Here is a 24684-nt window from a genome sequence, read left to right as displayed (position 1 = left end):
CTCGCGATCCCTCACCGCCGTGAGCGCCCTGTTAGGGCCTCGGCCAGCTGCTGGCGAGCCCTGTAGACCCGCGTCTCCACCGCCTTGACGGTGATCCCCAGCAGGTCGGCCGCCTCCTGCTGGCTCATCTCCTCCAACCAGGTGAGCAGCAGCGGCTCCTTCAGGTTCTGTGGCAGGCGGGAAATGGCGCGGTCCAGCCGGCGCAGGTCCTGCGCGCTGGCCAGCGCGGCTTCCGGGTCCGGTCCTCCGTCGGATTGCCGCCGGGCTTCCGGGCTCTCCAGGTCGCGGTCGCCGAGGATCGCGCGGCGCACCGCCAGCCGCCGGCCGCGGTCGCGGCACTTGTTGAGCGCGATGGCCCTGAGCCAGGTGGCGAACGACCGCCGGCCGTCGAACCGGCCGAGCGCCTTCCATGCGGCGACGAAGGTCTCCTGCACCACCTCATAGGCGGCGTCCGGCTCGCCCACGTGGCGGCGCACGAAGCGGTAGAGCGCCTCCTTGTGGCTGCGCATCAGGGCGGTGAAGGCGCGCTCGTCGCCGTCGGCCGCCCGTCGGGCGAGCTCCAGCTCGTCGGCGCCGGCATTGCTCACGGCGTGGGTTCGGTCAGGGCCTCTGCAACGCGGGCGTCGAACTTCCGCGCCTGCTCCGGCGTCAGCACCCGGCGCATTTCCAGCACGTGGACGATGGTCTCCTTCTGGAGCTCGCCCATCGCGTGATGGAAGCGTTCGACCGAGGCCTGCACCTCGGGGGAATACTCGTGCCGGACCTGAATGGCGGCGGCCAGTTCGGCATTGGCCGACCTGAGCTCGGCCTCGCGGATGCGCCGGCGGACGGCGAAGGCCTGCTCGAGCTGGTCGAGCTTCGCATCCTGCTCCGCGGTGAGCTTCAGCTCCCCATGCACGAACTCGTGCAGCGAGGGGGCGTGCGGCGCGACTCCATGTAGGTGACCGCGGCCCAGGCGCCCACGGCGCCGGCTATCATGGTCAGGACAAGCGTCAGCAGCAGGCCACGGCCGACACCCTTCATCCGCGGCCCTCGAGGAGGGTCGACGGCGCGAGCTGCGGCCCGATCGAGAAGACCGAGATCTCGTCCTCGCGCGAGGACGAGTCGGTCGCGCCCAGGCCACCGGCCGCGACGCCGAGGAACAACGCACCGACCACCGCCGACACCCGCAGGGCGAAGCCCGCGCCGGCGGGGCCCGGCGCGGGCCGCGCCTCGTCCAGCGCCTGCCACACCCGTGGCTCGAGCTGGTCGAGCCGCCGGTCGGCGGGCTGCCGCTTCAGCGCCAGCAGCAGGCTGTCCAGCCGGTCGGCCACGAGTCACTCCGCAAGACGTTCGTCCGCAGCATATACGCACGCCGCCGACCGGTCCCTCAACCCGGGCGTCGGCCGGCTTCCCGGGAGCGGCGCGCCGGACGGATTCAGCCGCCCGGCTGCGGCACGATCCGGATGTAGGGCTTCGGCGCCTTCCAGCCGTTCGGATAGAGCGTCTTCGCCTCCTCGTTGGAGACCGAGCCCGCGATGATCACGTCCTCGCCCTGCTTCCAGTCGGCGGGCGTCGCCACCCGGTGCGTGGCGGTGAGCTGGAGACTGTCGATGACCCGCAGGATCTCGTCGAAGTTCCGGCCCGTGGTCATGGGATAGACCAGGATCAGCTTGATCTTCTTGTCCGGCCCGATGACGAAGACGTTGCGCACCGTCTGGTTGTCGGCCGCCGTCCGGCCCTGCGAGCCGCCCTCCACCGCCGCCGGCAGCAGGCCCCAGGCCTTCGAGATCGAGAGGTCCGTGTCGCCGATCAGGGGGTAGTTCAGGGCGGTCCCCTGGGTCTCCTCGATGTCCTTGGCCCAGCGACCGTGGTCGTCGACGGGATCGACCGACAGGCCGATGACCTTCACGCCGCGCCGGTCGAACTCCGGCTTCAGGCGCGCGACGGCGCCGAGTTCGGTCGTGCAGACCGGGGTGAAGTCCTTCGGGTGGCTGAACAGCACCCCCCACTGGTCGCCGAGCCATTCGTGGAAATCGATCCGGCCTTCGGTGGTCTCGGCCTGGAAGTTCGGGGCGGTGTCGCCGAGCGCGAGCGCCATGGGGATTCCTCCGCTTGAGAGGCCGCCTAGGCGGCCTCGGTTTCGAGCGCCGGGTAGTCGATGTAGCCCTCCGGGCCGGGCGTGTAGAAGGTCGCGAAGTTCCACTCGTTGAGCGGCGCGCCGGTGCGCAGGCGCTCCACCAGGTCCGGGTTGGCGATGATCGCCTTGCCGAAGCCGACCGCATCGGCGTCGCCGCGGTCGATCACAGCCTGGGCGTCCTCGGCGCCCTTGAAGCCTTCGTTGGCGATATAGACGCCGCCGAAGATGCGCTTCAGCTTCGGCCCGATGCTGCTGTCGGCCACGTGCTCGCGGGCCATCAGGAAGGCGAGGTTCCGCGCCTTCGCCTGCTCGGCCACGTAGCTGAAGGTCGCCAGCAGGTCCGAGTCGCCCATGTCGTGGGCGTCGCCGCGCGGCGCGATGTGCAGCCCGACCCGGCCCGGCCCAAAGACCGAGATCGCCGCGTCCACCGCCTCGAACATCAGGCGCGCCCGGTTCTCGATGGAGCCGCCGTACTGATCGGTGCGCCGGTTGACGCTGTCCTGCAGGAACTGGTCGAGCAGGTAGCCATTGGCGCCGTGCAGCTCGACGCCGTCGAAGCCGGCCCTCTTGGCGTTCTCGGCCCCTTTCCGGTAGGCCTCCACCACCTCGGCGATCTCCGCGACCGAGAGTTCCCGCGGCACGGGATAGGGCCGCTTGGGGCGCAGCAGGCTGACCTCGCCCTTGGCCGCGACCGGGCTCGCCGACACCGGCGGCTGGTTCCCCGGCAGCAGGCTCGGGTCGGAGATCCGTCCCACGTGCCAGAGCTGCATGAAGATCGTCCCGCCCTTGGCGTGGACCGCATCGGTGACCTTCTTCCAGGCCTGCGTCTGTTCGTCGGACCAGATGCCTGGCGTGGCCTCGTAGCCCACCCCCATCGGCGTCACCGAGGTGGCCTCGGTGAGGATCAGGCCCACCGAGGCGCGCTGGGCGTAGTACTGGGCGACGATCTCGCCGGGCACGCGCTCGGCGCCCGACCGCGAACGGGTCAGGGGCGCCATGACGATGCGGTTCTTGAGGGTGAGGTCGCCGACCTGGATCGGATCGAAAAGCGTGGGCATCCAAAGCTCCGGAATGGTCTGGGGCATTAGGTAGGCGGCCACGGGCCCTCCGCACCCGAAGAAATCCTACGGCGCGGGCCAGAATTTCCGGTCCTGCCCGCCGGCGGCCTTGACGGCGGTCAAGGCCGAGGCGCCGGATCGCCGTACTGTGGCGCATCGTCCCGGAGGGCTCCATGCTGCGCAACGTCTCCATCCTGGCCCTGGGCCTGCTGGCCGCCGCCTGCGCGACGTCGCGGGAGCCCGCGGCCGGCGGGGCCTTCTCGCCCAGCGCCCTGGCCGGGGAACGGCTCGCCTGGCGGGCCTGCGCCGGCTGCCACGCCGTCGGCCCGACGGGCGACAGCCCGTCCAGCGCCGCGCCCCGCTTCCGCGACCTGTCGCTGAAATTCAACCCGCTCAGCCTCGAGCACCGCCTCGGGCAGATCTCCCGCGACGGCCACTACGAGATGCCCCCGGTCTTCATCTCCCCCGAGGAGGCCCGGCAGTTGACGGCCTACATCAATGAGATGGCCGTGCGCTGATCAGGGCTCGACGATCTCGGGCGCTGCGAAGCGGCGCGTCACGCCCGTCCGGACGTCCTCCAGGATCTGGTCCATGGCCTCTTCGGTGAGGCCGGCGACCAGGCCGCCCACATGGACATGGTCGACGACCGTAAGGCCGCACATCGTCGCGACGTGGTTGTCGAACAGGGTGCGCAGCGCCGGCAGGGCGCCCGTCGTCTGCAGCCAGGTCTCCGGCGCGCCCGACGAGGTGAAGCTGATCAGCTTCCGCCCCTCCAGAAGGGGCACCGCCCCCTGCGGGGTCAGCTCGTAGCCGAAGCCGGCCGAGAACACCCGGTCCACGTAGCCCTTGAGGATCGCCGGCGGGGCGTTGAACCAGAGGGGATAGATCAGTGCGAAGACATCGGCGTCGCTCAGGCGCCGGCGCTCCTCCAGGACATCGTCGCCGGGGGTCATCCCCTCCTCGTCGGGCAGTTCCGCAGCCTGCAGCCTGGGATCGAAGCCGATACGATAGAGGTCGCGGAGCTCGACGGCGTGGCCCAGCGACCGGGCCGCCTCCGCATAGGCGGCGGCCACGGCCAGGGTGTAGCTGCGCCTGCGGGGGTGGGCGACGATGACGGCGTGCTTCATGGCGGACCTCGCGTGAGCCCATTCAGGGCTGTCGCCGGCCAGCGCCGCATTGATGATTGTCACGACGCCCGGCCGCCGATGGGGCGATAGTCGCACGGATGACGGTCCAGCTCACCTTCCACGGCGCCGCCGGCTGTGTCACCGGCTTCTGCGCGCGGCTGCAGACCCCGCGGGCCACGATGCTGATCGACTGCGGCATGTTCCAGGGCTCCAAGACCCTGAAGGCCCTCAACTACGAGCCGTTTCCCTTCAAGGCGCGCGACGTGGACGCCGTCCTGCTGACCCATGCCCACATCGACCACTCGGGCCTGCTGCCGAAGCTGATGCGGGCCGGCTTCGAGGGCCCGGTGTTAGCGACCAGCGGCACGCGGGATCTCTGCGCGGTGATGCTGCCCGACGCCGGCGACATCCAGGAGAGCGAGGTCCGCCAGCTCAACCGGCGCAACGAGCGCCGGGGCCGCCCCCTTGTCGAGCCGATCTACACGGCCCGCGACGGCGCCGATGCGGTCGAACTGTTCCGCACCGTGCGGCTGGGCCGCGAGGTGGACGTGGCGCCCGGCGTGCAGGCGGTGTTCTGGGAGGCCGGCCACATCCTCGGCTCGACCTCGGTGGAGGTCCGCGTCGCCACCGAGGAGGGTCCGCTCACCTTGCTGTTCTCGGGCGACCTCGGCCCCGGCGGCCGGGACTATGCGCCCGACCCGAAAGGGCCCGCGGGCGTTGACCACCTGATCCTGGAATCCACCTACGGCGCCCGCGAGCGGCCGGCCCTGGATCCCCGCCGGCCGCCGCCGGCGGCTCGCCCAGGAGCTGAACGACGCGCGGGCGGCCGGCGGCCCGCTGATCATCCCCGCCTTCGCCGTGGAGCGCTCGCAGGAGCTGCTGGCCGACGTGATGACGCTCATGCACGGCGGCGACATCCCGCCGGTCGACATCTTCCTGGACTCGCCCCTGGCCATCGAGGCGACCGAGGTGTTCCGGCAGCACGGTTGGCTGCGGGAAGCCGGCCGCAATCCCTTCGCGGGCCTCCGCCCGGGCGACCGTCTGGAAGTTCCTGCGCGAGCCGTGGGAGAGCGACGAGCTGGACCGCCTCGGCGGCTGGCGGATCGTCGTGGCGGCGAGCGGCATGTGCGACGCCGGCCGCATCCGCAAGCACCTCAAGCGGCACCTGTGGGACCGCCGCGCCACCGTGCTGATCCCGGGCTATCAGGCGAGCGGCACGCTCGGGCGCCTGCTGGTGGAGGGCGCGCGGCGCGTGAAGATCCAGGGCGAGGACGTCGTCGTCCGCGCCCGCATCCGGTCGATGGACGTCTACTCCGGCCATGCCGACGCCCAGGGCCTGACCGATTGGGCCCTCGCGCGGGGGCCGGTGGCGGGCAAGGTCTTCCTGGCGCACGGCGAGCCCGAGGCGCTGGAGGCTCTGGCGGCCAGGCTCGCGGCCAACGGCCTCCCCGCCGGCCAGATCGTCATCCCGCGCCTCGACGCCACCTTCCGGTTGACGCGCGCCGCGATCGAGCCCGTGGCGGGCCCGGCCCGGCTGCTCGCCCCGGCCGCGGCCCGCGAGGACTGGCACAACCTCCGCGCCCAGCTGCTGCTGGACCTCGACGAGCGCCTGGCCGCCGCGCCGAACGACGCCGACCGCGAGGCGTTGATCGCGGACCTGTCGCGCCGCCTCGGGGGCGCCCAGCCGGGGTTTTGAGCTGCCTCAAAGCCAGGCTTCGCCGGCCGTGGGACCAGAGGCGGTGGTTGGACAGGAGGCTTCGCCATGAGCAAGACCATCACCCGCGCCGTGCGGCGCGACCTGGAGCACACCCTGGAGGACGTCGCCCTGGCGCTGAAGGAGGCGGCCGAGACCGTCGGCTGCGGCGCCGAGGACGCCATCTCGAAGGCGGCGGTCGCCGTCCGTGAGGCCGCCGAGCAGCTCGCCGCCGAGGCCGGCCCCCGCGCCAAGGCGGTCGCCAGGCGCGCCGCCGACGAGGCCAAGGCGCACCCGGTCGCCGCTTCGGCGGCAGCGCTGGCCGCCGCCGCCGCCCTCATCGCCCTCTTGGCGCACCGGAAGCGCGACGCCGCCTGAGCCGCGCGCCGGCGGCGGTGGGGACACCGGGGGTCGAACCCGGACGGATCACTCCGAGCGATTTTAAGTCGCTTGCGTCTACCAGTTCCGCCATGTCCCCGGCCGGCGCAACGGCCTTATCCGCAAAGGGAATTTGCGTCGATAGGGCCTGACGTCACCTTTGTGGAAACCGGAACAGAACGCAGCTTTCGCGCTGCTCCGGGACCCATAGTCCCGAAGCCCGTTCCCCGTTTGATCCACCAACAGCGGGCCTGCTACAGCTCGCAATCAAGCTCCTGCGCAGCTAGCCAAGCACGTGGTCATCAGGTCATCACCGACGGCCGGGAGCCACAAGACGTAGCCTTGGGCCTGGCCGGCGCGGTAACGGCACGCGCGTGTCTCCAAGCCGATGCCTTCATTCCCAGCGCGCCGAACGCTGGACCACGCCGCCCGAAAGTGGAGCTGCCGAACGTCAGCGATGCGCCATGTGTGGACGGCTCCCCATTGGCAAGGGTGTTCTGGACTTCCGCTGAGCTGGTCGGTGCGGCCATGTGTTCGACCTGTTGGTGCGGCTCACGTGGCCGCTGGCCATAATGCCTTCCGCGAGGACCGGTCCCGACCAAAAGCACGCGCTCGAGGCGCCCTGGCGCAACTGGGTTTTCCTGTCCTTCGGTATCGACCGGCTGGATGCGTTAGTCTGTCACCGCCCTTCCCAAGCTTGGTGCGCCGAGGCGCTGGTTTCTAGGCCGCTCGGAGTTCCGGCTCGCGGTAGCCCTGGCCGCTGGTCATGATCGCCCAGGCCATGCGGGCCATCTTGTTGGCGAGCGCCACGGTGGCCACCTTCGTCGGCCGCCTGGCGAGCAACTGAACCAGCCACGGCCGCCGTGTCCCATGCCGCTCGGCATAGCGGACGACGGCCAGCGCGCCGACCACCATCAGTTGGCGCAGGTACCGATCTCCCTGCTTGGTGATCCCGCCCAGCCGCTCCTTGCCGCCGCTGGAGTTCTGCTTCGGAACGAGTCCGATCCAGGCGGCCAGGTTGCGGCCAGACTTGAACGCCGAGGGTTCAGCAACCGTGGCGACGAGGGCGCTGGCGAGCAATGGCCCGACGCCCGGAATGCCCATCAGCCTGCGCCCGACCTCGCTCGCTCGGACGCTTGCCCGGATCTGGCGGTCAGTCTCAAGGAGTTGCTGGTTCACCAGGCTTAGCTGCGCGGCCAGCATCTCCAGACAAGCCCTCGCCTCCTCAGGGATCGACGGGTCACCCGCTTCGACCAACCTGATCAGGCTCTGCAGGCCCTCCCGCCCGATCGGCGCCACCAAGCCGAACTCGGCCATGTGGCCACGAATGGCGTTCGACAGCTGGATCCGCTGGCGCATCAGCATCGTGCGCACCCGGTGCAGGACCATGACGCTCTGCTGCTCTGGGCTCTTCACCTCGACGAAGCGCATCGTCGGCCGGGTGACGGCCTCGCAGATCGCTTCGGCGTCGGCCGCGTCGTTCTTCTGCCGCTTCACGTAGGGCTTCACGTAGCTGGGCGGCATGAGCCGCACGGTGTGGCCCAGCCGGCTCAGTTCTCGCGCCCAGTAATGGGCTGTTGCGCACGCCTCGATCCCCACCAGGCAGGCCGGTTGATCCACGAAGAACCGCAACAACTGCGCTCGCCTGATCTGCCGCCGGAAAACGACCTCGCCGCCTGCATCAACCCCGTGCACTTGGAAGACGGACTTGGCGATATCCAGACCGACCGTGACGACCGGGCCCATGGCTTGCTCCTCCTGCTCTGCAGAAGCTCACGCTCCCGCGGTGGCGGGGAGCCGTCCACAGCATCAGGAGCGGACCTTCGCCATGCGTCCGAAAGCAGACCTCCAAAGGCAGGAGGCGTCCGGTCTCTGACGCATTGGCTTAGATGTTGGCTCAAGGGCTCCTGTCAGCTAGCTGAACAGTTGGTTGAGCGATTCCCGGGCGAGCCGGGCGAGCTTCATCGGCTCCATCTGCCGATACTCGTCATTGAACACTTCGACATTGTAGAAGCCGTCGTAGCCGCGGGCCTGCAGTCGCTGCACCAGCTCCCCGTACGGGCCAGTCGCCCTCGCCGGGGAACAGGCGATGATGGCGCGCCATCTCGATGGGCGGGAGGTCCATTTTCCGTCCATCGCACAGTTGGACCAGGAAGCATTTATCGAGATCTAGGCTATCCACGAACCCAGGACCGTCGCCCGGCTGGAAGAGGTGGAAGCAGTCGAGCGTCAGGCCCAGCGCCGGGTGGTCCACGGCCTGCACGCAGGCCCAGGCATCGGCGTAGCGGTTCAACCATCGGCTCCATGCCAACGGCTCAAAGGCGATGCGCAAGCCCCGCGCCTTTGCCATGTCGCCGAGTTCACGCAAGTCGCGCACGACTGTCGTGCGATCGCTCAGGCTGTCGGGCTGGACGTTGGCGCAGGCCAGCAGGGTGTCGGCGCCGACCCTCGCCACCCGCTCCATCATTGCCTCTGCAGCCAGGCGGCGCTCGGCCCGCTTGGGCTCCGGCGCGCCTTCGAAGTCCCGCAGCACCTGGAGGGCGGACACGCCGAGCGCGGCGCTCTGGAGCAGCCGCCCGGCGGCTTCGGCGCCCCCTGGGTACGCATCCAGGTCGCGCTCCCAGATCTCGATGCCGTCGAAGCCGGCGGCCTTCACGGCCGCCACCACGGGCTCAAGCGGGCCTGAGAAAGTGGCCGTGTTCGCGGTGAGGCGCGGCGTGTGCATGGGCGTGTCGGAACGGGTCACGGCTGGGGCAACGCGAAGGCCTGGAGAGTGTCGGCGACGTGCCGTCCACCCACTGCTGCGCCCCCGGGCGAGACGATCGCCACATACTGGCGGCCGTTGCGACCTAGGTAGGTGATCGGCGCGCCGAGGCCATTGGACTCCAGGACACCTGCCCAGAGTTCCCGCCCGGTGCTGGCGTCGAAGGCCCTAAGGCGACGGTCGTTCGTGGCGCCAATGAACACCAAGCCGCCAGCGGTCTGGATATTGCCACCGAGGTTCCTCGCACCCGTCCGCAAGCCCTTCTCACCCAGCGCTTCGGTCATCCCGAGCGTGGAGCGCCAGGCGATCTCACCGCGGTTGACGTCCACGGCTACCAGCTCGCCCCAGGGCGTGGGAGTGCAGGGCAGCACGGTGTCCGCATCGACCCGGTACTGGAAGCCCGCCTGCTGGATCGGGCCCTCGGCGGCTGGCCGCGCGGCGCGGGGCGGCGAACGCCCAGGCGCCGGCAGCGGCCTGAACCCATCGCCCGCCGGGCCGGCCGCGCGGAAGGTCGCGGTGTTCTGCAGGTTGACGACGAACAGCCCGGAAGCCGGGTTGTAGGACGGGCCGCCCCAGTTCGGGCCGCCGGTGTCCGACGGGAAATTGAGCGTGCCGCGTTTCAGCAGTGGCCGGGCGTAGAGGCCGACGCTGACGATATCGTGTTCGTCCCAGAACGCTGTGCAGTAGGCGTACTGCTCGGGCGTGAGGTTCGGGATCTCATCACGGGTCATGCTCACCCGGCCGAGCGGCCCGGGCTTCACGGGAAAGGGTTGGGTCGGCCAGGCGAGGTCAGCGGGATCGTCGCTTCGGGGCGTCGGCCGCTCCTCCAGCCCCCCAGACCGGCGCGCCGGTCTTCCGATCGAAGAGGAACAGGAGGCCCTGCTTTCCGGTCTGCGCCACCGCCTTGATCGTCCGGCCGTCCCGCTTCACCTCCACCAGCACCGGCGGCGTCGGCAGGTCCCAGTCCCACAGGTCCTTGTGGGTGATCTGCTGGTGCCACCGGCGCTTGCCCGTCCGGGCGTCGAGGGCGACCAGGGAACTCGAGAAGAGCTCCGGTCCCTGGGCGCGGCCGTTGAGGTCGCCCACGGGCGCAAAGACGATGCCGAGTTCGTCGTCCACGGTCATGGTCGACCAGACGTTGGCTCCGCTCCGGTCCTTCCATTCGTCGCCCACATAGGTGTCGTGGAAGGCTTCGCCGGGCTGCGGCACCGTATGGAATGTCCAGACGAGCCGGCCCGTCCGGGCGTCCCACGCGCGGATGTCGCCCCGCGGCTGCGGGGGCCCGGCCTCGCCGGGACGGGCGCCCGTGATGATCAGGTTGCGCCAGATGGAAACCGGGTTCGGGATCGACCAGCTGTCGCGCCGGCTCTCGCCCACGGTTTCGGAGACGACGCCCACATAGGCGTCGACCAGGCCACCCTCGCCGAACCCCTTTGCCGGCAGGCCCGTGCCGACATCGAGCGCCGCCAGGTAGCCGTTCTCGGTTCCATAGATCAGCCGTGGGCCGGTCTTGCCGTCGCCGGGCCAGTAGGCGGGGCCCCGACCGTTGATGTTCAGCGGAGAGTGGTACTTCCAGATGACCTTGCCGGTTTCAGGCTCCAGGGCGGTGATCGTGGCCTTCAGGTCCGGGACGCGCGGCGACGCCGGCGTCGAGATGTACATCACGCCCCCCGACGATCAGTGGCTGCACCTGGAAGCGGTAGTCGATCCCCGCGTCGCCAAGGTCGGAGACGCCTGCGCCGTAGTGATACGTCCAGGCCGGCTGCAGCCGCGCGACGTTCTGGGGTGTGAGCTGGACCAGGGGCGAGAAGTTCTGGCTCGCATTGTTCTGGCCGTATACCGGCCACTGGTCGGCCATCGCACCGCGGACTGGGGCTGGCTTCGGCGCCCCCGCCGGTCGCTCCAGACGTCCTGGCGCGGGTCGCGGCGGCGGCGGCCGCCGCGCGTCGGCGGCGGCCTTACCGTAATTGGCGACCAGGTAGGCGTGCACGGCGCGGAGATCCTGGGCCGAGGCCTGCATGCCCTTCACCTGCATCCGGGCGATGACCTCGGTCCACTCCGAGGGCGTATGGCGCTGGGCGATCGCCATGCCGGCCGCGTGGCAGGCGGTGCAGGCGCGGATGAATTCCGCCTTGCCTGGCCCATTCGGCGGCTGGGGCGCCTGCGCCATGCCGCGGGCTGCCGGGATAGCCGCAGCGGCCAGGATCAGGCCGAGGAGGAGTACGGGAACGCGGGAAATCATGAGCACGCTTCCAGAAAGGGGTCAGGTGTGGGCGTTGCGCGGCAGCCGCACGAGAGCCGCGCAAAGGCCGCCCAACACCGCGGGGATGGCAAAGACGAGGAAGACGATCGCCAGCGGGATCTCGCGCTCGAGGAGCATGCCCCCAGCAGGGGACCCAGGACGGCGCCGATCCTGCCAACGCCGGTCGTCCAGCCAATGCCGGTGCTGCGTGCCTCCGCCGGGTAGAGCCGCGCCGCCAGGGGATAGATCCCGTTGAACCCGCCCTGCAGGAGGACCCCGATCAGGAAGGCCACGAGCAGCACCTGCGCCACCGGCATGCGCACTGCACCGAAGACGAGCATCGCGACGGCGGCCCCCACCAGGAAGACCGGGATCACCGCCTGCAAGGTGAAGCGCCGGGCCAACCATCCCAGCAGGATGGTGCCGCCGAAGGCCCCAAGGTTGAACACCGTACCGGCGTAGATCCCCCTCCTTCGGCGCAAGGCCCGACAGCATGGCGAGCTTCGGGATCCAGCTGATGACGAACCAGAGCGACATGAAGCCAAAGATCATCGCCGACCAGAGAAGCAGCGTCCCGGTCGTCCGGCCCTCGCCGAACAGGCCCCGCACCCCCCACCTGGCGAGCCGCCGCTTCCGGCACGTCCGGCAGCGCGGTCAGCGGTGGGCGACCCATCCGGCGCAGCACACGGTTCAGCCGCGCGAGCGCGTCGCGCGGCCGGCGCTTGGCGAGGAACTCGAGCGACTCCGGCAGGGTGATCAGCAGGACGGGGAACATGGCCAGGGAAACAACGCCCGCCCCGGTCAGGACCGCCCGCCAGCCGAAGGCCGGAATGGCCCAGGCCGATACGAAGCCGGTGATGATCGCGCCCAGGGGATAGCCGGCATAAAGCAGCCCCACGGCGAAGTTCCGGTCCCGGTCAGGTGCATACTCGGCGATGATCGCCGCCATGCTGGCCAGGACCGCCCCGATGCCGATGCCGACGAAGACCCTCAACACCATCAGTTGCCCGATGTCGCCGACCAGGCCGCTGGCGAGCATGGCCGCCGTCGAGGTCGCGAGCGAGGCGAGGATCAGCAGCCGTCGGCCGAAGACGTCGGCAAGCGGCGCGACGACGATGCCCCCGATCGCCATGCCGACGATGCCGGCGCTGAACACCACGCCCATGCGCTCGGGCCCGATGGCCCATTCCGTCTGCAGCGTCGGCGCGATGTACGAGAGGATCAGCACGTCCATCCCGTCCAGCATGTTGACGACGAAGCAGAGCCCGACGACCAGCAGCTGGACGGCCGTCCAGCGCTCGGGCGGCGCGAGTGCGGTTGCGCTAGAGGCGGATATCGGAGCGGTCATCGAGCGGGTCCGGTAAAGCTGGGATGCGGCAGGCCGGCGTCAGCCGACGTCCTGCCCCTTGATTTCGATGGTGCGGAACTCGACCTGCCCGGGCCCCATCTGCAGGCCGACGTAGCCGCCTTCGGGGTTGGCCACGTTGCCGCCCTCCCCGATAAGCTCTCCGTTCAGGCGCACCGTGACATTCCGGCCCTCGACGGTGACGACCGCCTCCTGCCATTCGCCGAGGCCGCGGTAGGCAGAGAGGACGGCCGAGTTGTCGATCACCGCCGGGCCATCGGTACCACCGCGCCGCAGGATGGCCCCGATCCAGCGCCGATCGCCCGCCGCCAGGGTCGGGGGCGGGTTTGCCTGGTGACGGATCTGCGCCTCGGCGGTGCCCAGCGGCCAGCCGTCGGCGTCGTTGGCGCCGCCTGGCGCGCGAAGGTAGACCCCGGTGTCGGCGTCCGGCGTGAGCGTCCGGAATTCCAGTCGCATCACATAGTTCGTGTACTTCCTTTCCGTGCGCAGCCAGCCGCCGGAGCCGGAGAACTTCAGCACGCCGTCCGCGATCTTGGCGTTGCCCGCACGCCCAGGATCGTCGGCGGCCAGGCCCGCGAGCCGCCGGCCGTCGAAGAGCTTCACCCAGGTGTCGGGCGTCACCGTCTTCGGACCGTGCTCGAGGATTTCCAGCTTGCGGTATTCGGCCTCGCCGTCCTCGGCCTGGAAGCCCAGGTGACCGTCCGGGTGGGCGACGTTGTAGGCGACCGCGAGCCACTGACCGTTCAGGCGTGTCCACATGCGGTTGCCGTGGGCGATGATCTCGACCTGGTTCCACTCCCCGGTGGGGCGGTAGGCGCGCTGCGCAGCCTCGGAATCGAAACTGAAGCGGCCGGTCGGAGCCCCCGGCTGCAGCGCCAGGATGTTGCCCTCGGGCGGCAGCATGGAGCGCGGATTGTTCATGTCCCGGTGCTCCATCTCGAAGCCCCGCCCCGGCCAGTTGCGGCCCGAGATCGAGATCTCGGGGCTGCGCAGGATCAGGCCGGTGTTACCGGTATGGTCGGGCGAGACGTACCGGACCTCGTAGCGGAGGGTGAAGTCGCCGTACTTGCGGTCCGTGCGCAGCCACCCGCCCTTGGGCGAGCCCGTAACGTGGACGACGCCGTCGCGGACCGAGAATTGCCCCTTCTGAGCCGCGGGTTCGACGACCCAACCTTTCAGGGTCTTGCCGTCGAACAGGCTCACCCACTGCGGGTCGGCGGCGGCGGGAGCCGGGGGCGGCGTGGGCTGGGCCAGGGCGACAGCCGGAAAACCGATGACGAGGGCGGCAAGGCAGGTGCGCAACAGCATGGGATTCTCGCGGTCGGAGCGAAAAAGCCGGAGGCGCGCCTTAGGGGGCGGCGCACCTCCGGCAAGGGAAGCTCTAGAACTTGGCCTGGAGGCTGAGGAGGTAGGTGCGACCCAGGACGTCGTAGAGCCCGCGCTGGGTGTTGCCTGGAGATTCGGCGACAACCGGCGGCTTCTCGTTGGTGATGTTGGACAGCGTGACGTTCAGCTTGATGTCGTCGGTGATCCGCCAGCCGCCCAGAAGATCGAACATGTCGTAAGACGGCACGCCACGCGCCGGCGACGCGGGACGGGTCACCGCGGTCACGTCATCCATGGCTGCGATGTGACGCCACCGGACCCCGGCTTCGAACGGCCCGTTGGTGTAGCGGACACTGGAGAGGGCCCGCCACTCCGGCACAGTCGGAATGGCCGCCAGCGGCAACGAGACCGTGCCCGAGTAGTCCAGGAAGGGGTCGCCCGGCAGCTGCTGGATCGCGAACTCCGACACATAGGTAATGGCGGTGCTCAACTGCAGCTGACCGGCCCGGTCGCCGAGGCCCATCTCCGGCAGGTCGAAGGTCCAGTCCACCTGGGTGTCGACGCCCGAGGTCTTGTAGCCGCCGAGGTTGAGGAAGGGCTGGATGATCCGCAGGCTGCCTGGTCCGTTGAAGGTTCGATCGATCAGCTGGCAGTAGATGTTGTTCGCGTCGTAGCCGGGATTACTGCCATCGAGATTGTAGCACTTGCTGATCGCGGTCTGGGCGCCGGTGGTCGAAATCGCGTCGGCCAGTTTGATGCTGTAGTAGTCCACCGACATCATCAGGCGGCCCAGCCACGGATTGTCGAACTGCGGGGTGAACACCACGCCCAATGTCCAGGTGTCGGCCTTTTCCGGATCGAGCTCCGTCGAACCGCTGACCTGGGTGCCCACCGAACCTGCCGTGTAGACGTAGCTGTCGACGAGATCGAGCGGGATGCCCTGGGCGATACACAGCGCCCGCACCTGGGCGGCGTTCGCGCCACGCCGAACGTTCCCGCGCGTGTCGCAGGGGTCGCCGGCGCTCGGCACCGAGCCGATTAGGGTCGTGACCTGGGTCGGCGCGCTGTAGAGCTCGGTGATGTTCGGCGCGCGGACCGCGCGATCGTAGCCGCCGCGGATCAGGATCGACGGCGTCACCCGCCAGTCGCCCTCGGCCTTGTAGGTCCAGACCCCGCCGCTGACGTCGTAGTCGGAGTAGCGCAGGCCGAAGGTCGCGTTGACGGACTGCGCGAACGGCAGGTCCTTGAGGAGCGGTACGAGCAGCTCGCCGCCGATCTCCCAGACGTCGATCGAGCCGCGACTCGGCCGCGTGTTTCCGACACCGCCGAGATCGCCCAGCACGAGCACCGTGTCTGGCGAGTAGTTGAAGGTGTTGCGTCGGGAGTTGGCCACCGCCGAGAAGCGCACCTCGCCGGCCGGCAGGTCGAACAGACCGCCCTGCACCGAACCCTCGACGATGTCGGACGTGACCTTGGTCGTTGAGTGGAGGTCCATCGACACATAGTCGATGCAGGCCTGGGAGAATTCCCCTTCGAGCCCCTGGAACGGGTTGAAGCCGCCCGCGCAGAGCGCATTGCCGCCGTCTGGCGCGTCCAGCAGCTGCTGGATTCGCGTCCGTGAGATGTAGTCCTCCTGGGTTTCTACCAGGCTGGTGGCGTCGTGCAGGCCGTAGAGGTCCCAGGTCCAGTCCTTGACCGGCAGAGCGCCCCCGGCCCCAAGGACGATCTGGTAGGTGTTGAAGTCCTCCTCCCAACGCCGCGGCGAGAACATGTAGCGCTTGTTGAACGTGAAGCGCGCGTTCGGGTCCGGCCGGCTGGCCAGCAACGACCGGAGGTCGGCCGGGATGAAGGGGTTGGTAACCGGGACGGTGTTGATGTTCGCGCCCACCGGCGTGAAGCCGATCTGGGTGTCCACGATCGAGTTGGTGTAGATCCCCTGGGCATAGACCTTCAGGTTCTCGGACACCTCGTAGTCGAACTTGGAGAAGAACGAATACCGCTGCTGCGGCACCGTCAGCAAGGCGTCGCGCGTGGTGTTGTAGATGATCTGGCCGGTATCGGTTGTGAAGCCGCCGTCGACGCCGGGACCCCGGTAGTTGGTGATCGGGGCCACCTGCGAGAACAAGGTGCCGTCGTCGTTGAAGCCCAGGGCAAAGGTGTTGCGCACCACGCCTGCGGCCGCGCCATAACGGGCGAAGTAAGCGTTCACCGCCGCTTGGCTGGGAAGGTTGCCGGAGGTCGGCGCGAAAGCGCCCTGAGGCAGGGTCCCTGAAGGCCCGCCGAACCGGAAGAACTCGCGGTTGCTGCTCTTCACCTCTCCACGGTCGGTGTAGCCCACCGAGACGAGCGCATTGCCGCGCCCGTCAGCGAAGTCCGAACCGCCGGTGACCGCGATGTCCTTGCGGACCCCGTCGCCCTTGAAGGCGGCGCCGTAGTTGGCGTTCACCTGGATGCCGTCGAAGTGGCGCTTGGTCTTGACGTTGACCACCCCGGCGATCGCGTCGGAACCGTAGACCGCCGAGGCGCCGCCGGTGATCACCTCCACCGAGTCGATGATCGCCATCGGCACCGTGTTGAGGTCCACGACCATCTGGCCGTTGGACGGCGGCAGCCGTCGGCCGTCCATCAGGACGAGCGTGCGGGTCTCGCCTAGGCCGCGGAGGCTGACCGTGGCCCGTCCGCCGCCGCCGTTGGCTTCGGCGTTGTTGTTCTCGTCCTGCGCAGGCGTGAACTGCGGCAGCTGCTGGAGCGCCGTTTCCACGTTCACTCGCCCGGTGTCGCGCAAGGCGGCGTCAGTGGCGGTGATGATCGGCGTCGTGGCCACGAAGTCCCGACGCACGATGCGGGTCCCGGTGACCACGACCTCCTCGACGTCCGCCTCATCGGCGCCGGCCGGCGCAGGCGAGGTCTGAGCCTGTGCGGCCTGGGCGGCCAGAAGCAGTACGAACACCGAGGCGGTGGAGCAGAGATGGCTGAGGCGCAACGCTTCCTCCCTATTGTCTTGCGCGGGCGGCTTGTCTGCCGGGCGCTGGTTGTTTCTGGTTTTGAAGGCTGTCAGACGATGTCGAACCCAGCCTCGCGAAGGCTGCGCTTGTAAAAATCGACGTCTCGCTTGAGGTAGGCGAGGAACTGGGAGCGCGGGATTTCGAGCTTCCACTTCCCGTAGTCGGTCCCCAGCATGTCCATCTGGGCGCCGTTAGGCAGGGGAACTTTGTATTCGTAGTAGGTCTCGATCGGCCCCCTGAAGTCGATCGAGCGGAAGTAGCGGAACACGTCGGGGAAGTTCACCATCCCCTCCCCGGGGGGCACGAACTCCGTCCGCCAGGGCCATTGGCCCTCTTGGGCGTCCGGCGTCCGGCGCCACAGGAAGTCCTTCACGGACAAGGCGTGGATATGCCGGTTCGCGGCGCGCGCGCTCTCCATCCAGCCGGCGCCGCCCTTCGCCATCACGTGGCCGATGTCGTAGTTGAGGCCGATGTGGCGCGGATCGAGGTCGCGCAGCAGCATCCAGAGGTCCCACGCGCTGCCGCCGATGGTGTTGGCGTAGGAGTGGGTGTGGATCATGGCCGTGGCGCCGTAACGGGCGCTGAGGGCCGTCAGGCCTTCCAACTTGGCGCGATAGGCGTCGAACTGCGGGCCGAGCTCCCTCGTGTAATCGTACCGGACGGACCCGGCCCGGTACCGCCTCAGACCGAGGCCCTGCATGGTGGCGAGGATCGCTTCGGCGCGCGGCGATGCCGCATCGCTGATCCCGGTGATGACCATGGGCGTCTCGAGCCCCGCCTTGCGGCTCAGCTCAACGACCCTCGGCAGCTCCTTCTCGACGTTGGCCGGCTCGATGTGCGCCCCGGGGCGCACCGTCCAGGCGATGCCGGGAAATCCAGCCGCGCGGGCGACCTCGATCCCTGTTTCGACATCCGTCCACTGAAGGTGACGTGAAACCAAGCTGAGGACCGGCCCCGGGCCCGCACCCGCCGCTTCGGCGGGGCCGCCGGAGCCTGCGGCGACAGCCGTGGCCCCTATAAGGGCGAGCGTCTCCCGGCGAGAGCGCATGTCCGACTTCCCCCTTGGTCCGCGCTCTGTGGCGCGTCGATGAGGACAATGTGATACTAACCAGTCCGTGTCAACTTTGTACGGACCGGTACGTGTCACTATTTGGTTGACCCGAACCGTGACGGGCGCCACGCCTCAACTTCAGGACGAGGCTCGCCGCAGGGCCGCAGGGTGAATGCAGATGACCGCTCGAACGAAGACCGCCGAGGCCCAGGTTGAGGCCCTTGGCACGCGGGAGCGGATCATGGAGGTCGCGCTAAAGGAATTCGCCGACAAGGGTCTCAGCGGCGCGCGCGTCGACGACATCGCCGACCAGGTGAAGACCAGCAAGCGGATGATCTACTACCACTTCGGGAGCAAGGAGGGCCTCTACCAAGCCGTGCTGGCGCGCGCTTATGAGGGAATCCGCCAATCCGAGGCGACGGTCCGCACAGAACTGCTGTCGCCGCGGGAGGCATTGCGCACAATCGTCGGCGTCAGTTTCGACTACCACAACAGCCATCCGATGTTCGTCCGTCTCGTGATGAACGAGAACATCCACTACGCCGAACACCTGGACGTCGCGACGCGGGAGGCAAACCGCGGGATCATCGAGCGCCTACGGGAGATCCTCGAACGCGGCGAGCAGTCCGGCGACTTTCGGGCGGGCCTAGACGCCCGACAACTCCACCTCACGATCAGCGCCCTTGGCTTCCACTTCGTGTCCAACCAGCACACCTTCTCGAAGGTGTTCGACTGGGACATGACCTCGCATGAAGCCGTCGCCGCCCGCCGCGAGATCGCTATCGACACCGTGCTCCGCTGGGTCAGCGCCGCCGATTGAGCGGTGGGTCTGCTCTGCGCCATAAGCAGACGTTCGCGCGCGGCCCCTGAAGTCGACCTTCGGCGCAAAACCAACCCAGAGCTGACGTTCCGCAGGTCAACTAAGGGTCAGGAGCGGAGTTTAGACCACGCCTGAAACCGGTCAGACTTATAGCGGGTTTGCCCGGTCGAGCGCCGCCGCCAGGGTCGCGGCGAGTGGCGCGGGCCTGCACACGCCGGCGCAGGAGTCGGTCGCCACCACTTGCGCCGCGCCGGCCTTCGTCAGCCGCGCGAGCGCGCCTCTCACGAAAAGCCCGTGAGTCACGGCCACCTCCACGGTCTTCGCGCCAGCGGCGTAGAGGCTGACCGTGGCGGCCGCCAAGGTGCCTCCCGTCGAGCACATATCGTCCACCAGCACGGCGCGGGCGTGTCGGAAGAGCGTCGCCGGCGGCGGTGCGATCTCCACCGCCTCGTCACCCTGCCGTTGCTTACGGAGCGTCAGATGCGGGGCGCGCAGCGCGGCGCCCAGCGCCGCTGCGACGCGTCCGGCTTCCTCGTCCGGGCCGACCACCACCGTATCGCTGCTCGGACCAAGACGGGCCGCGAGGACGCCGCCCGCGGACGCCGTCATGACCGGCCGCCCGAAGACTTCGCCGAGCGTTCCGGTGCGATGCAGATGCGGGTCGACGGTCAGGATCTCATCGAAGGCGTCGGCCAGGAGACGGGCGACCACGTCCCGGCTGAGCGCCTCGCCGGGCCGGAAGACGGTGTCCTGGCGCAGGTAGCAGAGGTAGGGGGCGACCAGAACCAACCGGGAGGCCCCGGCGCGGCGTAGGGCGTCCGCCGTCAGCAGGAGCGGCACAAGCTTGGCGTTCGGTCGGTCCAGTGAGCGGTAGACCAGCACCTCCCCCTGTCGCCGGCGGGACACGAGGCAAGGTCTCGCCATCCGGGAAGGCGTGAAGATCCACGAACCTCAGGGTCGCGCCCAAGGCGCGCGCCAGCCTTCGCGCCGGCGCCGCCTCGTCCCTGAAGGCGACCAGATGCCCTGTCACGCCACCTTCACTCCGCAATCCTCGTCGGAGGCCTCCACCGCGAAGCCGAACTCCGCCGGCTCGGAGCCGTAGATCCGGTAGATCGGCTCGCCACGCCGGACGGGGTCGTTCTCGTCGCGAAGCAGCTCGACGCCGGCCCCGGGGTCCATGGGGGCGCCCGCGAGGCGCGCCACCCGGGCCAGCCGCAGACAGTCGAGGGCCGCGATCCGGCCGTCGCGGCAGGCGGTCACCTCGTGCACCAGCCCGCCGGGCGCGTTGCTCACCGGCGACGCTCCCTGGGCCTCGCAGATCCTGCGCATGTGGGCTTCCGCCTCGCCGCTGTCGAGCAGCTCGCGTGCGCGGCGCGCGCCGGAGCCGCCCGGCAGGTCGGGATCGGCCTCCAGCACGCGGCCAGCCAGGGCTATCGCTTTCTCCCGCAGATCGCGCGGCGCGTCCGGCCGGCGCGCGAGCACAGCGGAGACGTCGCGCGCCTCCAGCACCGGACCCACGCCGCGTCCAACCGGCGCCCGCCCGTCGGTCAGCACGACCTCGATCGAGAGGCCGACACCCGCGGCCACATACTCGAACAGCTTCTTCAGGCGCAGTGCGGCCGCCCGGCTACGCACCTTGGCGGTTGGGCCGACGGGCACATCCAGAACGAGGTGCTGCGATCCCGCGGCCACCTTCTTGGATAGGATCGAGGCCACCATCTGCTCGGGCGTGTCGATCGCCAGCGGGCGCTCGACGGAGACGAGCACGTCGTCGGCCGGCGACAGCCGCAGTCGCCCGCCCCAGGCGATGCACGCGCCGCAGGACTCCACGGTCGCGCGAAGCTCATCCTCGGTGAGATCGACCCGCGCGAACACCTCCATGGTGTCCGCGGTGCCGGCGGGAGAGGTAATGGCGCGGGACGAGGTCTTGGGCATCAGCAGCCCGTGGGCGGCGACGATCGGCGTGACGATCAGGGAGGTCCGGTTGCCCGGGATTCCGCCGATGCAGTGCTTGTCCACCACCGGGCCGCGCGGCCAGGATAGCTGGTTCCCCGCCGCGATCATCCCTCGTGTGAGCGACAGCACCTCCTCGGGCGTCATGAAGGCCGCGCAGGCCATGAGAAAGGCCGCGACCTCCATGTCCGACCATCGGTGCTCGGACAGGTCCACGGCGATCTGGCGATAGGCGGCAGCTGGAAGGGTTTCGCCGGCGACCTTCGCCCGCACGAAATCCATGCTGTGAGGAGGCCGCGCCGGCGAAACCGACACGGCGTCGCCGGACGCCGCGCGAAGGCGCCGCAACACCGGCTGCGGCAGCCCCACCTCCGCAGGACCGACCATAGCGTCATCGTCACAGATGATGGGCGTGGCGAGAACCGTCGCAGCCGCCGAACGCACCTCCACCTTCCGCAGTCCCGAGAGGCGCTCGGCCCGGAGGCTCGCACAATGGCGGGAGAGGAGGATGACGTTCTCACGGTAGGTGTCGAGCGCGATGGGCCGGGCGCGAAGGGGCGCGGCCGGGCCGGCGACGGGCGCGGCGTGTTCCACACGCGCCTGCCCGGCCGGCGGCGCACGCTCGGCGACGCCGGTCATGCGTGGATATCGCGAGCGGCGTCCCAACCGGGCTCCGCCTGCGAGCACCTGCCGTGGTTTAGCAGGGTCCGCCGAGCGGACTCCGGCGTCTGGGCAAATTCGAACAGGTCAAGCTCATGGCGATCCGCCACGCACTCGTCGACCAAGGCGTCGAAGTTCACGATCCGGCGCCAGGCGCCGAGGGCAGCGAGGCGATAGGCGGCGGGCAGGAGCTGCGTCGCGTCGGCGGACGTGTCGGCGGGGCTCAGGGGACGATTCAAACAGGGACCTCCTCAACCGGTCGGCAGCGACGCCGCGACCGGAACGGCCATGCTCCAGCGCGATCGAGGGGCGCACCCCGCTGCCCCGGCGCGTCCCTCAACCGGCCTGGCGGCCACGGATCACCAGCGGCCTGTCGCCTGTGCAACCTCCCGCGATCCGGATCTCGCTCGCACGTGCGAGACCCGGATCTGATTGCTCACTCCGCAGTCGCGTCCGTGCGTCGCGGCATTGGATGCGGTGGCGCAGCCGGTCCAGCTACGTCCGGGCCGTGCAGCCCATTCGCCGCGCGGCGCCCGAACATAGGTCTTTGAAGTTGCGGCGCGTTTGACCTCGATCAATCGCCGCAGCGACCGTCACCGAGCCGACCTCATGCGGCCAGCGGCCGCAAGCCTGCCCTCCGTGGGCATCCTCAAGGTTGGCGATGGACGGCGGCGGAGGCGGCGAGCGCTGCGATCGCGCCGGCGAGCTACAGATACGGGGCGGCGGCCGCCGGATCGCTGGAGCCGAACGCCTTCAGGAGCCGGATCTTCTCACGCTCGGTCTCCACCAGCCGCGAGACGACCAGGTCCAAAGCGCCGCCGCGATCGTCTGGAACACCGGCGGCAGGATCGACGCCGAGGTGGGGAGCGCGTGCACTTCGCCGCCGCCGGTCTGGTAGACCTTGGCCAGCCCGCGCGCCTGAAGCGCGATCTTTGCAGGTATCGACGACATCGACTGCAGTAGCGACCACCCGGCCGCCCTTGACCGCGATGCCGATCAAATCTTCGCCTGCCCCGGCAACGCTCGCCGGCCCGCAAGTCAGACCGTGGCTTAACGACAAGAGGGCGGAGCACGATACAGCGCCTACGAGACTCCAGACCGCGATGGCGTTATCATTTGATTACCCATCCTTCTCCAACGGTCCTGGAGACGGCGATGAAGACCTTCGTCATCCGCGAGAACATCCGGCACTATCAACATGTGCTGCAGGGGCAGCTCGATCCCGAGCAGAGACGAACGGCGGAGGCTCTGCTCGCCGAGGAGGAGGCCGCGCTCCTTGCCGCAATGCGGTCCGAAGCGCCCCTGCCGCCGCGCGATACCCCGCCGACACGCTCCGCGTCGTGAGGCCTATCCCGGCTGGAGCGCGCCTTGAGCGCCGATGTACGGGGGGACGGACATCCCACCGCGTCTGGCAGGCGAACAACAATCCGAGCAGGCCCAGCGCCAGGGCGGCGACGACTATGAGACGGCGCGGCTTCATGAGTTCCTCCAGACACGCCCCGACTTCACAGCCTCGGCCGGCGGATCGCCTTGACGTGGGTCAACGCCCCGGCGGCGCCTCGGGCGGATTGTCACTGAGCAAGCTGACCCTGGCTTCCGCCAGGCGGCGGTAGAGGCGTCGTCGTTCCGCAAGCGGCCACCAATCGTACAGCAGAATTTCGATCGGCCGCCAGTTGGCCACCCAGCCCACGATGATCAGCCCTTCCTGGAAGTAGCGGCCGACATAGCCGGCGGCGGGCCAGCGCCCGGCGATCTGGCCCGCCACGATGCAGACCGCGAGCACGGCGAGGCCGATCGCCAGGGCGGTCCGGCCCTGGCGCAGCAGCGCCCGCAGTTCCCACCCCGCCACCTGCGACCGGTAGGCGAAGTAGTTGCGGAACGCCGCCGAGACGTGCCCCGCCGCCTCGCGCGCCCGCTCCCGGGCGGGCAGGCGGATCAGGATGTCGATGGGCGCGCGTTGCGGCAGCTCGCCTGCCCAGGCCGTGACGTAATCTTCGACGTCGCGGTCCAGGTCGCGCTCCCGGTACGGCAGAGGATCCAGCGTATGGAACAACTGGCCGATCTCACGGACCCGCAACTCGATCGGCCGAGTCCCCGGTCTTCTCTCGTCAGCGGACACCATGCTCAAGTGTCGGCAGGCAGGCCGCCGGGCGCGTTGACGACCGTCAAGATTCCGTCTGCCGACCGTCCGAAACGACCTGGGCGGGCACCAACGGCCACGCCTTTTCTCACCGCTGATCGTGAGCACGTCGTCTTCCGGACTGAACTTCACCTGCTCGCAGGATGGCCCCGCTCCAGGTCCCGCTTCGCGTTCGATCAAACCGGCCTTCGCCCAGGCGAACCACAACGCCGTGAAGCTGGGATGTTTGATGCGCATCAACACCGAGGTGCATGTGGAGGAGCAGCCTTTCCTTCGCCGCGAGATCGGCAAGGAGGCGAACATGGACGACAAGACGGTGAAGAAGCTCGTCGAGCAGGAGCTGGGCTGGGAGCCGAGCATCGACGCATCGAACGTCGCCGTGACCGTGGAGCACGGGATCGTGCACCTGCTCGGCCACGTCCCCACCTACCTGCAAAAGGTGTCGGCGGAGAACGTGGTCAAGCGCTTGAAGGGCGTACGGGGCTACGTGGAGGACCTGCAGATCCGCCCGCAACAGCAGGCCTTCACGGACCGGGCGATTGCCGAGCGGGTGGCCAACCTCATCGACTGGGACGTGACCATTCCGAAGGGCGCCATCAAGGTAAAGGTGGAAGGCGGCTTTGTCTCGCTCACGGGCGAGGTGGACTGGCATCATCAGCGGATGGCGGCTGAGCACAACATCCGCCGTCTCGCCGGTGTCCTTGGCCTTAGCAATGCGGTCACCGTGAAGTCGCGTCCCGCCGCCGGCGATATCAAGAAGCGCATCGAAGACGCCCTGCAGCGTCAGGCGGAGGTCGAGGCCGGAGAGATCCGCGTGTCGGTGGACGGCGACCGTGTGCGCCTCGATGGAAAGGTGCGTGCCTGGTTCGAGCGCGAGGTGATCGAACGCGCCGCCTGGGCCGCGCCCGGCGTGAAGGTGGTCGAGGACCACGTCAGCGTCGGCAGCTGACCGGCGCGCGGACGTCTCGCCGACGCCGCGCGC

The 24684-nt window shown here is 69.3% G+C and carries 27 protein-coding genes, 1 tRNA gene and 1 pseudogene; 7 read left to right on the top strand and 22 right to left on the bottom strand.

Annotation, left to right across the window (positions count from 1 at the left end):
• Positions 1-11: 11 nt before the first annotated feature.
• From LRS04_RS14050 to LRS04_RS14030, 5 genes are all read right to left on the bottom strand, one after another.
• Positions 12-587, bottom strand: coding sequence for an RNA polymerase sigma factor (locus tag LRS04_RS14050; RefSeq protein ID WP_257816900.1), 576 nt, complete (start codon positions 585-587; stop codon positions 12-14).
• Positions 584-898, bottom strand: a complete 315-nt coding sequence (locus LRS04_RS14045; protein ID WP_308238144.1) for a periplasmic heavy metal sensor — start codon at positions 896-898, stop codon at positions 584-586. Before LRS04_RS14045 ends, LRS04_RS14050 begins: the two co-directional genes overlap by 4 nt.
• Before the next feature lie 121 nt (positions 899-1019).
• Positions 1020-1313 (bottom strand): hypothetical protein, encoded by a 294-nt coding sequence (locus LRS04_RS14040; RefSeq protein WP_257816899.1) that lies wholly within the window; start codon positions 1311-1313, stop codon positions 1020-1022.
• Positions 1314-1417: 104 nt separating this feature from the next.
• The gene (locus LRS04_RS14035; RefSeq protein WP_257816898.1) at positions 1418-2080 is read right to left on the bottom strand and encodes a peroxiredoxin; all 663 of its coding nucleotides are present in this window, start codon (positions 2078-2080) and stop codon (positions 1418-1420) included.
• A gap of 26 nt (positions 2081-2106) precedes the next feature.
• Complete coding sequence (locus LRS04_RS14030) at positions 2107-3177, bottom strand: alkene reductase (RefSeq protein ID WP_257816897.1); 1071 nt, start codon at positions 3175-3177, stop codon at positions 2107-2109.
• A 173-nt stretch (positions 3178-3350) separates the two neighbouring features.
• Between LRS04_RS14030 and LRS04_RS14025 the strand changes: the two genes are divergently transcribed.
• Positions 3351-3695 (top strand): cytochrome c, encoded by a 345-nt coding sequence (locus LRS04_RS14025; RefSeq protein WP_257816896.1) that lies wholly within the window; start codon positions 3351-3353, stop codon positions 3693-3695.
• Here the strand turns inward: LRS04_RS14025 and LRS04_RS14020 are convergent, their stop codons facing one another.
• Positions 3696-4304, bottom strand: coding sequence for an NAD(P)H-dependent oxidoreductase (locus LRS04_RS14020; protein WP_257816895.1), 609 nt, complete (start codon positions 4302-4304; stop codon positions 3696-3698).
• Between the two features lie 98 nt (positions 4305-4402).
• Between LRS04_RS14020 and LRS04_RS14015 the strand changes: the two genes are divergently transcribed.
• The 3 genes from LRS04_RS14015 to LRS04_RS14010 all read left to right on the top strand — a co-directional run bounded on the left by LRS04_RS14015 (position 4403) and on the right by LRS04_RS14010 (position 6375).
• Entirely contained in the window at positions 4403-5497 is a 1095-nt protein-coding gene (locus LRS04_RS14015; protein ID WP_308238143.1) for an MBL fold metallo-hydrolase, read from the top strand.
• Positions 5413-6000: an MBL fold metallo-hydrolase RNA specificity domain-containing protein gene (locus LRS04_RS26910; protein ID WP_374576441.1), complete on the top strand. Its 588-nt coding sequence runs from the start codon at positions 5413-5415 to the stop codon at positions 5998-6000. Before LRS04_RS14015 ends, LRS04_RS26910 begins: the two co-directional genes overlap by 85 nt.
• Before the next feature lie 66 nt (positions 6001-6066).
• Positions 6067-6375: a hypothetical protein gene (locus LRS04_RS14010; protein ID WP_257816894.1), complete on the top strand. Its 309-nt coding sequence runs from the start codon at positions 6067-6069 to the stop codon at positions 6373-6375.
• Between the two features lie 18 nt (positions 6376-6393).
• On the opposite strand, the gene LRS04_RS14005 is transcribed toward LRS04_RS14010, so the two are convergent.
• From LRS04_RS14005 to LRS04_RS13960, 11 genes and pseudogenes are all read right to left on the bottom strand, one after another.
• Positions 6394-6475: transfer RNA gene (locus LRS04_RS14005), tRNA-Leu, on the bottom strand.
• Between the two features lie 620 nt (positions 6476-7095).
• Positions 7096-8121, bottom strand: a complete 1026-nt coding sequence (locus LRS04_RS14000; RefSeq protein ID WP_257814818.1) for an IS110 family transposase — start codon at positions 8119-8121, stop codon at positions 7096-7098.
• A gap of 241 nt (positions 8122-8362) precedes the next feature.
• Complete coding sequence (locus LRS04_RS13995; protein ID WP_257816893.1) at positions 8363-9100, bottom strand: sugar phosphate isomerase/epimerase; 738 nt, start codon at positions 9098-9100, stop codon at positions 8363-8365.
• A gap of 17 nt (positions 9101-9117) precedes the next feature.
• Complete coding sequence (locus LRS04_RS13990; RefSeq protein ID WP_257816892.1) at positions 9118-9870, bottom strand: PQQ-binding-like beta-propeller repeat protein; 753 nt, start codon at positions 9868-9870, stop codon at positions 9118-9120.
• A 58-nt stretch (positions 9871-9928) separates the two neighbouring features.
• Positions 9929-10801, bottom strand: coding sequence for a PQQ-binding-like beta-propeller repeat protein (locus LRS04_RS13985; RefSeq protein ID WP_257816891.1), 873 nt, complete (start codon positions 10799-10801; stop codon positions 9929-9931).
• Positions 10731-11381, bottom strand: coding sequence for a cytochrome c (locus LRS04_RS13980; RefSeq protein ID WP_257816890.1), 651 nt, complete (start codon positions 11379-11381; stop codon positions 10731-10733). The genes LRS04_RS13985 and LRS04_RS13980 overlap by 71 nt, the downstream gene beginning before the upstream one ends.
• Positions 11382-11545: 164 nt before the next feature.
• Positions 11546-11830, bottom strand: a pseudogene (locus LRS04_RS27960) (hypothetical protein); the annotation flags it as partial.
• On the bottom strand, positions 11755-12729 hold the full coding sequence (locus tag LRS04_RS13975; RefSeq protein ID WP_257816889.1) for an MFS transporter: 975 nt from the start codon (positions 12727-12729) through the stop codon (positions 11755-11757). The gene LRS04_RS13975 and the pseudogene LRS04_RS27960, both read right to left, overlap by 76 nt.
• A gap of 39 nt (positions 12730-12768) precedes the next feature.
• Positions 12769-14055, bottom strand: a complete 1287-nt coding sequence (locus tag LRS04_RS13970) for a DUF1080 domain-containing protein (protein WP_257816888.1) — start codon at positions 14053-14055, stop codon at positions 12769-12771.
• Positions 14056-14128: 73 nt separating this feature from the next.
• Entirely contained in the window at positions 14129-17056 is a 2928-nt protein-coding gene (locus LRS04_RS13965; protein WP_257816887.1) for a TonB-dependent receptor domain-containing protein, read from the bottom strand.
• 71 nt (positions 17057-17127) lie between these two features.
• Complete coding sequence (locus LRS04_RS13960; RefSeq protein ID WP_257816886.1) at positions 17128-18018, bottom strand: sugar phosphate isomerase/epimerase; 891 nt, start codon at positions 18016-18018, stop codon at positions 17128-17130.
• A 289-nt stretch (positions 18019-18307) separates the two neighbouring features.
• On the opposite strand from LRS04_RS13960, the gene LRS04_RS13955 reads away from it, so the two are divergent.
• Positions 18308-18949 (top strand): TetR family transcriptional regulator, encoded by a 642-nt coding sequence (locus LRS04_RS13955; protein ID WP_257816885.1) that lies wholly within the window; start codon positions 18308-18310, stop codon positions 18947-18949.
• Positions 18950-19096: 147 nt separating this feature from the next.
• Here the strand turns inward: LRS04_RS13955 and prs are convergent, their stop codons facing one another.
• The 4 genes from prs to LRS04_RS13935 form a co-directional block, all read right to left on the bottom strand.
• Complete coding sequence (gene prs, locus LRS04_RS13950; RefSeq protein WP_257816884.1) at positions 19097-19831, bottom strand: ribose-phosphate diphosphokinase; 735 nt, start codon at positions 19829-19831, stop codon at positions 19097-19099.
• Positions 19832-19975: 144 nt separating this feature from the next.
• A complete protein-coding gene (locus LRS04_RS13945; protein ID WP_257816883.1) occupies positions 19976-21541 on the bottom strand; it encodes a thymidine phosphorylase family protein in 1566 nt (521 codons plus the stop codon).
• Positions 21538-21801 (bottom strand): hypothetical protein, encoded by a 264-nt coding sequence (locus LRS04_RS13940; protein ID WP_257816882.1) that lies wholly within the window; start codon positions 21799-21801, stop codon positions 21538-21540. The genes LRS04_RS13945 and LRS04_RS13940 overlap by 4 nt, the downstream gene beginning before the upstream one ends.
• Positions 21802-22268: 467 nt before the next feature.
• Positions 22269-22562, bottom strand: coding sequence for a hypothetical protein (locus tag LRS04_RS13935; RefSeq protein WP_257816881.1), 294 nt, complete (start codon positions 22560-22562; stop codon positions 22269-22271).
• A 155-nt stretch (positions 22563-22717) separates the two neighbouring features.
• Between LRS04_RS13935 and LRS04_RS13930 the strand changes: the two genes are divergently transcribed.
• Complete coding sequence (locus tag LRS04_RS13930) at positions 22718-22906, top strand: hypothetical protein (RefSeq protein ID WP_257816880.1); 189 nt, start codon at positions 22718-22720, stop codon at positions 22904-22906.
• Between the two features lie 196 nt (positions 22907-23102).
• Here LRS04_RS13930 and LRS04_RS13925 read toward each other — a convergent pair whose 3' ends face one another.
• Positions 23103-23939, bottom strand: coding sequence for a hypothetical protein (locus LRS04_RS13925; protein ID WP_257816879.1), 837 nt, complete (start codon positions 23937-23939; stop codon positions 23103-23105).
• Between LRS04_RS13925 and LRS04_RS13920 the strand changes: the two genes are divergently transcribed.
• Complete coding sequence (locus LRS04_RS13920; protein ID WP_257816878.1) at positions 23932-24651, top strand: BON domain-containing protein; 720 nt, start codon at positions 23932-23934, stop codon at positions 24649-24651. The two genes, LRS04_RS13925 and LRS04_RS13920, sit on opposite strands and share 8 nt — an antisense overlap.
• The last annotated feature ends 33 nt before the right edge of the window (positions 24652-24684 follow it).

The sequence above is a fragment of the Phenylobacterium sp. J367 genome (genome assembly GCF_024699985.1).
Taxonomy (GTDB): domain Bacteria; phylum Pseudomonadota; class Alphaproteobacteria; order Caulobacterales; family Caulobacteraceae; genus Phenylobacterium.
This window is presented reverse-complemented; position numbering and strand designations above follow the sequence as displayed.